Here is a 12957-nt window from a genome sequence, read left to right as displayed (position 1 = left end):
ATCAAAAGGCTTTTACGATTAGGAGGATTCACTTGGAGAGAGAATTGCAGTTTAGAGAAGCTACTGAAAAAGACGTAGATCGTATCGTGGAAATGCTTGCTGATGACGTACTCGGAAGTAAACGGGAACGTTATGAGCATCCCCTACCTGAAAGCTACATCCAGGCATTTAACGCCATCGATACTGACCCCAACAATGAATTGGTCGTCGCTTGTCAAGGCGAGGAAGTAGTCGGGGTGCAGCAGATCACGTTCACTCCTTACCTCACCCATCAAGGCGGATGGAGAGCGACGATTGAAGGCGTCAGGACATCTGCTTCTGTAAGAGGGGAAGGCGTGGGGACGAAGATGATCCAGTGGGCCATCGCCCGTGCTGAAGAACGCGGATGCCACCTCATTCAATTGACGACGGATAAGCAAAGGCCGGATGCACTGAGGTTTTATGAGAGATTGGGTTTTAAAGCCACCCATGAAGGGCTGAAGCTTAAGCTGTGAGATATGACAAAACGCTTGGAGATCCAAGCGTTTTGTGGATCACTTCACTTCTACCGAAAACACATAACTTCCGTCCCCCTGCTTCCAATGGGCCACTAGATGATAGACATAGACCCCTTTCTGGTCAGGAACCACGATCGTATGATCCTTCATGCTCACACTTTCCACCTGCTCTTCTCCGACCCATTGCTCTGCACCGATCTGTTGAGGTTTCTTATTAAATGTCACTGTGATCTTCTCACCTGAGGACACGGAGGTTGGTTGATCTTCCCCTGCCATCGCTACTACACTTGAATACGCTTTATCCACACATCCCCCTGAAAGGAGTCCGTCCCAGCAATAGGAACCTTCTGTAGTCGGGATACTGACTTCTCCTGCTGATACATTCGGTGTCGGCGGCGCGGTACGGAAAGGTTGAATAATAAATAGAATAATCGCGATCAGTGCAATGATATTGCTCACTGCCAATGCCTTTCTCATGTTCATCTCCCCTTTTAAACGTTAGACGTATCCCATAGGAAAAGGGTTACCCTTTAACCCTCTCCCTCTTTACAAGCATTCCCATGGGAACATACGTCACAAAAAACACGACAAGTGCCGCAATTTCGAGATTAATATAATATATGATCCCCGTTCCGAAAAAGGACAAGATCGTTTTCGATTCTGTGGGATTGGCCAGGTAGAAGAAGTTCGTATCAAGAAGGATGTTCAGGAAAAAGATCGGCACGGCGAGAAGATTGACCATGAGGAAGCCGGTCCATATGGCTTTCCTTGGGACCCGGTAGCCTTCATATACGATGAAATAAAGAACGGACCACGCAATGGCTGCATGATGGAGGAAGTATTTTAAAAAGCGGTAATGAGGAAATTGATAAGTCATTTCAGGTGTGACCATGCTTAAGATTGGAGGAAGAAATCCGATAAAGAACAGGAGATAAAAGGCCTTCTGGTTTGATTTCAAGAATAAATAAATGGCTATGAACGTACTGACGGAACAGAGCTGCAGGGGCAGATCCCCCAACTCCCACAGTCCCGTTGACACGAGCCAGATATGCCAGGACACCTCACTCAGCACGAGCATCGAAAAAAGCGTCCATTTTAACACAGTCTGATACCTCTTTAGGAAATGCCTGAAGTACACGAGCCAGAATGATAGTGCCACAAACATCAACAGCACCGAGATATGGGGAACAGAAAACAACTCGAACGTCTGCATTTCTGTCACAGAAAACATCATGCCACCCCTATTCCGTTTGAAAAGTGGTTATCATGGATAGTGTATTCGGTATAGGGGTTGACTAAGTCTGCATTCCAATAAAAAAGCCCCCTTCGAGAGGGGACATCCATTCTATAACGTAAATGGCGGGATATACCGACCATCCACATCCGTAAACTCATATTCTTGAGCAAGGTCACCTGCCCTCAACGCACGTCCCGTCTTCTCCATCACATTTGAGTCCATCGCGAGTGCCGTGATGGCACGACCCACATAATGAGGGGTTTCAGATACCTTCAAGTCTTCGGATTCCTGCCAGTTATCCTCGTTGACTCCCATATGTTCAAGTACGAGCTCTGTCCTCATGAATCCTGGAGATACGGCCATGACCGCTATCCCGTCTTCTTTCAGCTCTTCTGAAAGTCCGTACGCCATGCGGACAAGTGCATTTTTGGCCAGGTCATAATAGAACTGTCCCGTGTACTTCCCTTCATCCCAGAACGTCGTATGAACGATCAAGGCTTCTTTATTTTCCCGAAGCAGAGGGATGGCAAAGTGATTGGTCGCAAGCTGCGCCCTCACGCCTGCCGTAAACATCGTATCCCAATTCTCAAGGGACTGTTCCCAGAAAGCGCCCGGATTCACGCCGATATCATGTGCGCCCCAAACGTTATTGATAAGAATATCAAGCTTCCCTTGCTCTTCACGAATTTGATCGATGACTGCTTTCGTTTCGGCATCGACCGTATGATCACAGCGTACCGCAATCCCTGTACCACCGGCTTCATCAATCTGGGCAGCCGTATCATCAATCGTGCCCGGAAAGCTCTGTGTTGACTTCCCTTTCGTACTGCGACCGGTGACATAAACCCTGGCTCCTGCTTTTCCAAGTTCAATGGCGATTGCACGCCCAGCCCCCCGACTTGCTCCTGTAACAAGTGCTACTTTTCCTTCGAGTGATTTCATCCAACCATTCCTTTCAACATCTAAGATAACCCCATTATACGATTCCATTCTTGACATCCTTTGTCATATTTCATTAAATAATAGAAAAACGAAGAAAAAGGTGACCTATATGAGAGGCGATCGATTGGTATCCATTCTGCTACTACTACAAACACACGGCCGAATGACCGCGAAGGAACTGGCGGAGAAATTGGAGGTGTCTGAAAGGACCATCCACCGTGACATGGAAGCCCTGAGCGGTACCGGGATTCCCGTTGTGGCGGAACGTGGCCAAAACGGGGGCTGGTCGCTCCTTGAAGATTACCGGACGGATCTGACCGGGTTGAAGGAATCGGAAATCCGTGCACTATTCGTGTCTCCTTCCTTTCATCTCCTGGACGATCTCGGGCTGACCCGCACGACGGAAGAAGCGCGGAACAAGCTTATTGCCTCCCTCCCATCGATTTACCGGGAAAAGGCGAAAGACGTGTGGAACCGGATCCACATCGACACGAGCTCCTGGCGAAAGCAGAAAGATAAGACTGCCTCCCTTGAAATGATCAAAGAGGCGATCTTCCAGGAAATCAAATTAGTCATCACCTATGAACGTGCAGACGGAGAAACCGATGACCGCTTGGTGGAACCACTGGGGCTCGTGGCGAAAGGGGATCTTTGGTACCTCGTCGCAGCCAAGGAAAACGGGGATATTCGTAACTACCGGGTTTCCCGGATTCATCATACCGAAAGAGTGAACGAGACATTCCAGAGACCCGAAGGCTTTGACCTGGCACATTACTGGTCATCCTCCACAACATCCTTTATCAAGACTCTTCCCTCTTTTAAAGTGAAAGTCGAGGTGGCACCACAAGTGTTATCCAGGCTCACCTTCACGGGACGGTTTGCCCGGGTCCTTGAAGTCGGGGAACGGAGAGGCGCGGAATGGATACCTGTGACGTTTTCTTTCGATACGGAAGAAGAGGCAAAAGGCTATCTGATCGGGTTCGCCGATCAAGTAAACATCATCGAACCGGCTGATCTCAAGGAAAAGGTCCTGGAAATGGCTGAGGCTACGGTTTCATTTTATCGACGAATGGAATAATTTTTCCTTTTCTCCGATATGTTTTTAAAAAAACGCTAGCCGAGGAGAATCCCCATGAAAAATATTCTTTTATTTGCCGATCCGGGTATAGATGATTCAGTGGCCATCATGTACGCCCTCTTGAATCCGGACATTAACATACTCGGCATCGTATCCAGTTACGGAAATGTCGAAAAGAAGCAGGCCACCGATAACATCGCCTATCTTCTCAAGCTTGCCGGGAGGACGGATATTCCGATCATCGGGGGTTCCAACAGCCCATCATCGGGGAAAATACCCACCTACTATCCCGAAATCCATGGTAGTGATGGGCTGGGTCCGATCCGCCCTCCCGAAAATTTCTCCGGTGAACTCACCAACTTTTCTAAACTCTACACCATCATAAAAGAAAATAAAGACGTCACCATCGTGGACGTTGGGAGGAACACATCACTCGCCACCCTTTTTATCCTGGGAGAAAATATTGCCAACGACGTTAAAGAGTTTTATATCATGGGAGGGGCCTTTTTCGTACCAGGAAACGTCACACCGTCAGCAGAAGCCAACTTCTACGGAGATCCGATTGCATCAGAACTCGTGGTCAAGAATCTCGACAATCTGTACATCGCTCCTTTGAATGTCACCAACAAAGCGATCGTCACCCTCGAACACATCAAAACCATTCAGGAGGTGAACGGTAACCCCCTCGTTCAGATTTTGGATGACGTCATGACCTACTATATCGATGCATATAAGAAACTCATCCCAGGGATAAACGGTGCCCCACTCCACGATGTCGTCACCCTCTCCCTGATGGTAAACCCGGACATGGGGAAAACGATCAGAAGGGACGTCGAAGTACTGACCACAGGCCTCGGCCAAGGTACCTCCATCGCTGATTTCAGGGTCAGTTCGAAACCTGCTGAAAAGAATATCAACATCTATCTGGAGATTGACTATCAAATGTTCATCGAAGATTTCATCAACGTGATGACAAGAAAAAAGGGATGAGGCAATCGATGCTTCATCCCTTTTTTATATACTTGATTTATAGATCAGGAGTTGAATAAAGACAAATAACATGAAGATCGATACGGCAAACAGCAGATAGCTTCTATACGACTTCCGATTCTTTTGGTATTCTTCCAATCCCATTATCACCATTAGAATCCCCAACCCCGCCATTGTAAATGGAAGCAAACCATTATTACCCGACACAAGTCCATAGATGGCTATTGCCAGTACAATCAGGCTGATCGTTTTTCTCATTTTTCCCAGCATAGTTATTTCCTCATTTCGTTTTCTTTCACATCCTTATTTTACCACACAATCATTGATCTTTTGAGTAACAAAAAAATGCCTGACCCCCGATTCAGGTCAGACATCCCAACACTACTTCGCGTCCTTATCCGGCTGATGAATCCCGAACACATTGCCTTCCGTGTCTATGTAATATCCCTGCCACGCCATTCCTGGCAAAGCATACTTCGGCATGGCGACCTTGCCGCCGTGCTCAAGAATCAGTTTCTCGGTTTCATCATAATTACCGACGCCCATCGTACACGAATACCCGTTCATCGGCTGATTCGGCTGAGGTGGAGGACTTTGACGCTGCATCAGAGCACCATTGATCCCCATCTCATTCTCGTCCCCTGTCACAGCCCCCACATAAGGCATTCCGGCGTATTCGCTCCAGTCCTCGAACTTCCAGCCGAATACTTCCCCGTAAAACGTCTTGGCCCGTTCCATATCATCCACATGCACTTCGAAATGTACCATTCTTCCCATTGTTCATACCTCCCATATACTGTCTTTCATTATAATGATTTCGTTATTAAGAGGAGAAAACCTTCTTTTATTTTTATTAAATGCGGTTCATTCTAGTGGACTTGCTTTCTGACACAATACATGACCAATCCCAAGGATAAACTCACAAAAGATTAACAAAAACAAACAGAAATAAATGGGCAAATAAGATATATTTTATGATCCAATCCGACTGCCATTACGTATTCTTCCTATATAACATTTGTGAGGAGATTTAAAAGTTTCTATGTCGTTTATGTTACACTTCAACATTTCTTCACTTTTTTTCACACACAATCTATTGAACAAAGGTTGAAGCTTAACTATTATGAATCTAGTAAACAAAGAAGAAAGGAAGGGTATCATGCTGCCGATTGATCGACAACAACAGATTTTAACCTGGATAAAAGAAGAAGGAACACTGCGTGTATCAGACATAAGCTCCCGTCTAGAGGTGTCGGAAATGACGGTCTACCGGGACCTGAAGCCATTGATGGAAGCGAACAAAGTCCACAAGACTTCAAACGGCATTTCTGCCATGGAACCCGAGGGTATCCCATCTGACTCCTGTGTATATTGCCTGAAACCGACCACTTCAAGAAGATCGGTCCAACTCATCAAGAAGGATCACACCATCGAACAAACCTGCTGTCCGCACTGTGGATTACTTCGTTATGAAGACATCAAGGAGGATGTGATGCAGATCCTCTGTCGTGACTTCCTGACGGATATGACGATCAGCGGAAAAACCGCCACATACCTGATTGATGCGGATCTGAACCTGAACTGCTGTCAGCCACAGGTCATTTCCTTTGAGTCGAGGAAGCAGGCGGAACAATTCCAGACCGGATTCGGGGGTAAAATTTGCACGCTTCCACAAGCCATCACGGCGATTTCAAATGACATGCAAGGATCGGGCTGCTGCCACGACTAGGAAAAGAGGAAAATACGATGGATAAAAAATCATATCAAACGATTTGGAGATGGCATTTCTATGCGGGCCTCATCATTGCCCCGTTTCTGCTGATCCTCGCTGTGACGGGGTCGATTTACCTGTTCAAGCCCCAGATCGAACAGAATCTCTATCAAAAGTATTACGAAGTCAATCCAGAAGGGGAGAAGCTTCAAGCCACTGAACTCATCGATAAAGTGAAAACGCTTCACCCCGATGCACAGATCACAAGCTTCCGTCCCGGGGAGGTCGCCGACCGCTCAAGTGAAATCGGCATCAGTACAGAAGACGGCTCTGCTACTGTCTTCTTGAACCCCTACACTGGAAAGTCACTGGGTGAATTGAAGCCTGAAGACCGGATCATGAATAAAGTCGAAGAAATTCACGGGGAACTGATGGCGGGTACCCTCGGCGACCGCATTGTCGAACTTGTTGCCTGCTGGGCCATTGTCCTGATTGTCACGGGATTATTCCTATGGTTTCCCCGTAAAAAAGACAAGCTCTCAGGCGTGTTCCTTCCCCGCTTCACTAAAGGGAAGAAGATCTTCAGAAGGGATCTTCACGCTGTCCCTGCGTTCTGGGTCACAGCAGGAATGCTGTTTCTGATCATGACGGGACTTCCCTGGTCCGGATTCTGGGGAACCAACTTTCAGAATCTCATGACCAACGCAGGTGCCGGTTATCCTCCATCCATCTGGACAGGGGAAGCACCTCAATCCGTCGTGAAAACAAAGGAAATCGCCGACGTCCCCTGGGCCGCTGAGAATTTGGAAGTTCCCGTATCAGCCCTTGAAGGGTACACACCACTTTCCATGAATGATGTTGTATCCATTGCCAAACGAGAAGGAATCGATCCAAGTTACACCGTCTACATCCCTCAGGATGAAAACGGCGTCTATACTCTATCCGCCTTCCCGGCCAAAGCTCAAAATGAAGTCACGATGCACCTTGATCAGTATACAGGAGCCGTTCTCGCCGATTACCGTTTCGACAACTACGGAATCGGTGGCAAGATCGTCGCCATGGGGATCACCCTCCACACAGGCACACAGTTCGGCTTCATTAATCAGCTGATCAGCCTGCTCATCTGTCTTGGTATCATGCTGGTCGCAGTCAGCGGATTTTATCTGTGGCTGAAACGCAAACCAAAGAAAGAAATGGGTGCACCAAAATCACCGGGCATCCTGAAGTTGAAGTACTTCTTGCTTGTCATGATTGCACTCGGGATCCTGTTCCCACTTGTCGGGGCTTCCCTGATTGTCATCCTGCTTCTTGACCGGTTATTGATCAAAAAAATCCCTGCCACGAAAAAATTCTTTGGTGCGGCATAAGAAAGGACGATGGGACATGAAAACAACCTTAAAATATGTGAGTATCCTTTTCCTTTGCACGCTTCTTGGTGCCTGCACCCCGAAAGAAGATGCAGCGGAATTGTACATTCAGGAGTCTCCCCTTCAGGCTGATATTACGATGCCGGACGAATTTTCAGGAAGCGGTGACCCGATTAAGATCGAGCTCACACAAGACGGAAAAACAGTGGATGATGCCGACTTTGTTCATGTGGAAATCTGGAAAGGCGACGGTTCCTTCCATGATGGAATGGAAGGAGCCGAGAATGCAGGAGAAGGCATGTACACATTCAATAAGAACCTGACGGAAGACGGACTTTATTACATCAAAGTCCACGCAGGAAACAACGGATCCACCATCATGCCGACTCTGCCATTTGCCGTTGGTGAACTCTCCAAAGCAGACGTCGAAGCCTTAAATGATCATGCTCCTGCTGAGAGTGGAGATCACAGTCAGCACCATTAACATCCAAAGATCGAAAGCCCATGCCGCTTTCGATCTTTTTTTGACAAAACAAGAGATGTCTAGTTTGCTATAATGGTCATAAAAAGGGGATGTTGATTCTATGATTATCCGAGAAATCGACGATTCTTTCATCATGATCAAACAGCACGACCACGCCTATGTATCCGGCGAAACGATCAAGCATATCAATCGCAATCTATTAAAATCCAATCAGTTTTTCGATGACTTCGTATACGCATCCCACCAGCATGACCGGAGCTGGATCGGCCTTGACGACACACCGGTCTGGAACGACGGGAAGCAGATTCCCTTTACCTTCTCAGATTATCCCCTTCTCCCAAAGCTTGCATTCTATCAAATCGGGCTGAATGAAATCGAGGAGGCCAACCTCTATGCGACGCTCCTATGCAGCCTTCATTTCTGTTCATTCTTTGCCAAATCGAAGGATCCGGACTGCCTGACATTTTTACAGGATGAAGCAAATAGGCAACAGAACATCCGAAAGCAGCTACCAGAACTCGATGAAGCACTGCTCACCCAGCACTTTCAGCTCCTTCAACTTTCAGACAATCTATCACTCTACTTTTGTTTGAACGAGCCGGGGGTTGAGAAAGAAAACGAGCATCCGTGGTTCAAGGACGGATTTAAGAATACGGAAAGTTTTCATTCCGGGAATCAAAAGCTTGAAGCCAGGTGGGTGAATGAGCATGAGGTGACATTGGAGGATTATCCTTTTGAAACGGATTTTCAAGTGACGCTTCCTTATAAGAAAGTGGACAAGGCTTCGATCCGGAAGATGGGCATCGCAGAGGCTTATGGAGAAAGCCAGTTGGAGAAACATACGATTTTCATCAGAAAGTAAAGAAGGCCCTGGGATCAGGGTCTTCACTCGTTATCAAGAAGAAACCGATGCCTTCACTTCGACTTCCGGCACCGCTTTCGCTTCCAATGTTTTCATGATCAGATGATACATGAAAGTCCCGATCATCCCGAGGAGCAACAGAATGCCTCCCATCATCAGCGGACTCACCCATTCCCCTACAATGATAAGCAAGGAAGCAATGATCATGGCGCCATAAAAGGTCAGGCTGTAAAAGGCCATGTACGTACTGCGGGCATTGGACGGAGCCAAGTCCCCAATCATCGCCTGCTTGATCGGCACATACATGAGCTCCCCGAACGTCCCGACAAAGCCAAGGATAAAAAGGAATACTATATTATTCGTAAAAGCAAAGGCACTGAAACAAAGGGTAAAGATGAACATTCCCATCACAAGCGTCCAGCGGTCCCTCCACTTTTTGAACAGAATGAGGACGACCGCGGATAAGAGTACGACAATCAACGTATTTTCCGTCCGCAGGAATCCGAGCATCCTCGTCCCGTCAAGCGTGAAGTCAAAGCCTAAGAGAGAAGTTTGCTGCTCGGGGATATCCCTCTCAAGGCGAATTCCCACGTAATTGGTCAGGGATTGCTCCAAGGTGAGAATGAAAACAGCCCCGAGGATATACATCATGAATAGTTTATCTTTCAAAACGGTTGAATAGCTTTGAACCATCCTGTTGGATGAAGAAGTGGTTTCATTGGTGGCGGGTTCAGGTGTGTAGGTTTCTGAGATGAAGAAAATGGTGATCAGTACGGACAGGAGTGTGATTCCTGTGATCCCAAGGAATAATTCAAACAGATAGGCTTTAAATAGAAACGCTCCGATGATGCCTCCGATGGCCGTCGCGAGATTTCCGAGCCAGTAGCTGACAGTGAAAACAAGCTTCCGTGAATCCGAATCCGTCACATCGATGATCATCGCCTGTGCGGCAGGCTGGAACATCCCGCCGGCAAACATATTGAGAACGAAGAACGCCGCTGTTACATACGGCAAATCGAACCACGGTGAATTGCACAGGGCAATGAAGAAGTACGTCACCATGATTCCGATTTCGGCCAAAATCATAATCTTCCTGCGTCCGATCTTATCGGAAATATGCCCGCCAATAAAGCCGCCGATGATTCCGCTGATGACAATCAGGACCAAGATGATCCCGGTTTGGGTCGCGCCGATCTTCTGGGCGAAATAAATAGCCATGAACGGAATGACGGCCATGGACACAAGTCCCCCGAGGAACTGCATGGCAAGCCGTAATTTCAGGTTCGGATGAATATCGCGTATCCTCATCAAGACTCCCACCCTTCCGTCACAGGGCCGAATAACCGCAGTGCCTGTATCTTCATATTGCTCCAGATCAGATTCGTATGGTCATCGATGAAGGTCAATCTCAGCCCATTCAATAAAGAAATATACGATTGAGCCATCAGCACCGGCGACCCTTCATAGAAGCATCCCTCCTTCTGTCCCCTTTCAATGACAGGATAAATGCGTTCTGCAAACACATCGACAAAGGCACTCAATTCTGCGAACAAGACGGGATACCGGTCCGGTCTCGCCAATACCTGCTGGGAAAGGCGAAGGAAATCCTTATTCCTCGCAAACACATCCAGCTGACAGTCGATCATGTTCCTGACCATCTCCATCGGATTCCCACTGTACCGTTCCTCTATTTCACTGAAATAGGGCTTAATCTCCTCCAGAGGCTCAAGGATCGCCGCTTCAAAGAGCACTTCCTTTGTAGCAAAGTATGTGAACACGGATCCGAAGCTGACCCCCGCCTCCTTCGCAATGGCCGAAATGGTCGTTTCGGCAAATCCGTTTTCGCTGTATGTTTTCACGGCTGCTCCCAGGATCGCCGCTCTCTTTTTCATCATCTTTTCCTCTCGTGACATGTTGTTCTCCCTTCTTTACTCAAAAATGATTGATTGATCAATTTTTATTTTACTGTTAGATATTTCCAAGGTCAACGATTATTTTTCGACAAAAAAATCCGCCTTCCTATGTGTGAAAACAACAGAAAGCGGACCTATTTTATTCGTCAAACGCACCGTTCATCCGGACCAACAGTTCCCCGAACATTCTCTTCTCTTCTTCGGACCAGCCTTCAAGGAGTCCCTCATACCATTCGAGTCTCATGTGGCTGTCGAGAGCGAGCTTTTCCTTGCCCAGCTCAGTAAGATCAAATAAGCTTACACGTCCGTCACCAGGGTCTGAAAACCGCTGGATGAGCCCCTTTGATTCAAGGGCAGCCGCCTGTCTGGATAATGTTGAAATATCAAGTTGGAACGCTTCGGCCAATTCCTTCAGCCGTGATGGCCCACCTTCATCTAACTGTCTCATCAAAAGATAGGCCGCCCTCTCCAATATCCCGATTTTCCGCTCAGACTGATCCCGGAAGACCGCCTTTCGAATTAGGGTGGTCAATTCATATTCAATCCGTTCAACTGCGTTCTCTTTGGACATAGGAATCCCTCCTTCTTACGTCAATCAACCTGACAGATTCATTGACAACACTGCAGGTACTTGTATAATACAAGTATATAGTTGTATCGTACAAGTAATCCCAGGAAAAGTAAAGCGTTTTCATTGAAAGGTGGGAAAAAGGGCTTCCTGTCGGGAGGTCCTGCGTTATGAAAATCATTCGAATCATCATCCAAATTGGCATTCTTTATGCCTTTTCATTTATAGGCGGAGCCGTAGAGCATCTCCTCCACCTTCCGATACCCGGAAGCATCATCGGCCTGATCCTGCTTCTTGCATGCCTGTCGTTGAAAGTGGTCCCCGTGATCATCGTGGAGGACGGAGCAAGTTTTTTACTCGCCATCCTGCCTTTGTTATTCATCCCGGCCATGACCGGGGTCATGAACTACCCCGCTCTTTTATCAGGAACCGGTGCCATGCTCTTTCTCATTGTCGTTGTAAGCACGGTTGTGACCATGGCCGTATCCGGTTTTGCCAGTCAGCACTTAGAAAAACGATCTGAAAGAAGGGAACAAGCATGCAGCAAGCACTGATCGCAATCCTGATCATCACCCTCACCGCCGTCCTTTATTTTGCCATGGTGAAGGTGTATCAACGGTTCTCGTATCCCGTATTGATTCCTGTCCTCACCACCACGATTGTGATCGTCGGACTGCTGATTTCTATGCATATTCCATATGATGAATACATGATCGGAGGGAAATGGATTCACTCCCTGCTTGGTCCCGCCGTCGTCGCTTTGGCCTATCCCCTATATAAACAGCGGAAGATCCTGATGAAGTATCGCTTACCGATCATCGGAGGCGTCTTCGCTGGACTCTTGACCGGAATGGTGAGCGGACTCCTGTTTGCACGGGTTCTCGGCGTCGACCATGAATTGATCCTGTCCATCGTGCCGAAATCGATCACGACACCCGTTGCTATCCAGATTGCATCCGGTCTTGGTGGCGTCCCCGCCATGACCGTCGTCTTCGTCATGATCGCCGGATTCTCAGGCGTGATCCTCGGACCGATGATTCTGAAAATGGTCCGCATCCACAGCTCACTCGGACGCGGGATCGCCTTAGGCAGCGCATCCCACGCCCTCGGTACGTCGAAAGCGATGGAATATGGGGAGTTGACCGTCTCCATGAGCTCCGTATCCATGACGCTGAGTGCCCTGTTAGGTTCGGTGTTTGGGCCGATTGTGGTGTGGGTGTTTCAGGTGTGATGATGTGTAGGTCGCAAAGATTTTTCGACAAATTGAATTAAATAATCATAGAAAAGACCCGTTCACACCGGGTCTTT

At 47.7% G+C, this 12957-nt stretch carries 17 protein-coding genes; 9 read left to right on the top strand and 8 right to left on the bottom strand.

Features of this window, described 5'->3' with window-relative positions; all coding sequences use genetic code 11:
• The first annotated feature begins 92 nt into the window (after positions 1-92).
• Positions 93-494 carry a GNAT family N-acetyltransferase gene (locus M1J35_RS06030; RefSeq protein ID WP_371928745.1) on the top strand — a complete coding sequence of 134 codons (402 nt, stop codon included), beginning with the start codon at positions 93-95 and terminating at the stop codon, positions 492-494.
• A gap of 39 nt (positions 495-533) precedes the next feature.
• Here the strand turns inward: M1J35_RS06030 and M1J35_RS06025 are convergent, their stop codons facing one another.
• From M1J35_RS06025 to M1J35_RS06015, 3 genes are all read right to left on the bottom strand, one after another.
• Positions 534-974, bottom strand: a complete 441-nt coding sequence (locus tag M1J35_RS06025) for a hypothetical protein (RefSeq protein ID WP_224521345.1) — start codon at positions 972-974, stop codon at positions 534-536.
• Positions 975-1020: 46 nt separating this feature from the next.
• Positions 1021-1731, bottom strand: coding sequence for a YwaF family protein (locus tag M1J35_RS06020; RefSeq protein ID WP_254653019.1), 711 nt, complete (start codon positions 1729-1731; stop codon positions 1021-1023).
• 111 nt (positions 1732-1842) lie between these two features.
• Complete coding sequence (locus tag M1J35_RS06015; protein ID WP_371928744.1) at positions 1843-2676, bottom strand: SDR family NAD(P)-dependent oxidoreductase; 834 nt, start codon at positions 2674-2676, stop codon at positions 1843-1845.
• A 109-nt stretch (positions 2677-2785) separates the two neighbouring features.
• Between M1J35_RS06015 and M1J35_RS06010 the strand changes: the two genes are divergently transcribed.
• Positions 2786-3754 (top strand): helix-turn-helix transcriptional regulator, encoded by a 969-nt coding sequence (locus M1J35_RS06010; protein WP_254653017.1) that lies wholly within the window; start codon positions 2786-2788, stop codon positions 3752-3754.
• Positions 3755-3808: 54 nt separating this feature from the next.
• Complete coding sequence (locus M1J35_RS06005; protein WP_254653016.1) at positions 3809-4744, top strand: nucleoside hydrolase; 936 nt, start codon at positions 3809-3811, stop codon at positions 4742-4744.
• Positions 4745-4768: 24 nt separating this feature from the next.
• Here the strand turns inward: M1J35_RS06005 and M1J35_RS06000 are convergent, their stop codons facing one another.
• On the bottom strand, positions 4769-5014 hold the full coding sequence (locus M1J35_RS06000; protein WP_254653015.1) for a DUF3953 domain-containing protein: 246 nt from the start codon (positions 5012-5014) through the stop codon (positions 4769-4771).
• A 111-nt stretch (positions 5015-5125) separates the two neighbouring features.
• Positions 5126-5521, bottom strand: coding sequence for a VOC family protein (locus tag M1J35_RS05995; RefSeq protein ID WP_060673648.1), 396 nt, complete (start codon positions 5519-5521; stop codon positions 5126-5128).
• 382 nt (positions 5522-5903) lie between these two features.
• Here M1J35_RS05995 and M1J35_RS05990 point away from each other — a divergent pair, with 382 nt between their 5' ends.
• The 4 genes from M1J35_RS05990 to M1J35_RS05975 all read left to right on the top strand — a co-directional run bounded on the left by M1J35_RS05990 (position 5904) and on the right by M1J35_RS05975 (position 9168).
• A complete protein-coding gene (locus M1J35_RS05990; protein WP_098437890.1) occupies positions 5904-6473 on the top strand; it encodes a DeoR family transcriptional regulator in 570 nt (189 codons plus the stop codon).
• Positions 6474-6490: 17 nt separating this feature from the next.
• Positions 6491-7822: a PepSY-associated TM helix domain-containing protein gene (locus M1J35_RS05985; protein ID WP_254653014.1), complete on the top strand. Its 1332-nt coding sequence runs from the start codon at positions 6491-6493 to the stop codon at positions 7820-7822.
• Between the two features lie 16 nt (positions 7823-7838).
• Positions 7839-8306 (top strand): FixH family protein, encoded by a 468-nt coding sequence (locus M1J35_RS05980; RefSeq protein ID WP_254653013.1) that lies wholly within the window; start codon positions 7839-7841, stop codon positions 8304-8306.
• 100 nt (positions 8307-8406) lie between these two features.
• A complete protein-coding gene (locus M1J35_RS05975; RefSeq protein ID WP_254653012.1) occupies positions 8407-9168 on the top strand; it encodes a DUF3891 family protein in 762 nt (253 codons plus the stop codon).
• Between the two features lie 33 nt (positions 9169-9201).
• Here the strand turns inward: M1J35_RS05975 and M1J35_RS05970 are convergent, their stop codons facing one another.
• From M1J35_RS05970 to M1J35_RS05960, 3 genes are all read right to left on the bottom strand, one after another.
• Positions 9202-10476, bottom strand: a complete 1275-nt coding sequence (locus M1J35_RS05970; RefSeq protein WP_254653011.1) for an MFS transporter — start codon at positions 10474-10476, stop codon at positions 9202-9204.
• A complete protein-coding gene (locus tag M1J35_RS05965; protein ID WP_254653010.1) occupies positions 10476-11081 on the bottom strand; it encodes a TetR/AcrR family transcriptional regulator in 606 nt (201 codons plus the stop codon). Before M1J35_RS05965 ends, M1J35_RS05970 begins: the two co-directional genes overlap by 1 nt.
• A 139-nt stretch (positions 11082-11220) precedes the next feature.
• The gene (locus M1J35_RS05960) at positions 11221-11652 is read right to left on the bottom strand and encodes a MarR family winged helix-turn-helix transcriptional regulator (protein WP_254653009.1); all 432 of its coding nucleotides are present in this window, start codon (positions 11650-11652) and stop codon (positions 11221-11223) included.
• Positions 11653-11819: 167 nt separating this feature from the next.
• On the opposite strand from M1J35_RS05960, the gene M1J35_RS05955 reads away from it, so the two are divergent.
• Together M1J35_RS05955 and M1J35_RS05950 are read left to right on the top strand one after the other, a co-directional pair.
• A complete protein-coding gene (locus tag M1J35_RS05955) occupies positions 11820-12203 on the top strand; it encodes a CidA/LrgA family protein (RefSeq protein WP_254653008.1) in 384 nt (127 codons plus the stop codon).
• Positions 12188-12880, top strand: coding sequence for an LrgB family protein (locus M1J35_RS05950; protein WP_254653007.1), 693 nt, complete (start codon positions 12188-12190; stop codon positions 12878-12880). Before M1J35_RS05955 ends, M1J35_RS05950 begins: the two co-directional genes overlap by 16 nt.
• The last annotated feature ends 77 nt before the right edge of the window (positions 12881-12957 follow it).

The sequence above is a fragment of the Rossellomorea sp. KS-H15a genome, from assembly GCF_024195245.1.
Classification (GTDB): Bacteria; Bacillota; Bacilli; order Bacillales; family Bacillaceae_B; genus Rossellomorea; species Rossellomorea vietnamensis.
The sequence above is the reverse complement of the archived record's forward strand: the minus strand, read 5'-3'. Positions and strand labels throughout refer to the sequence as shown.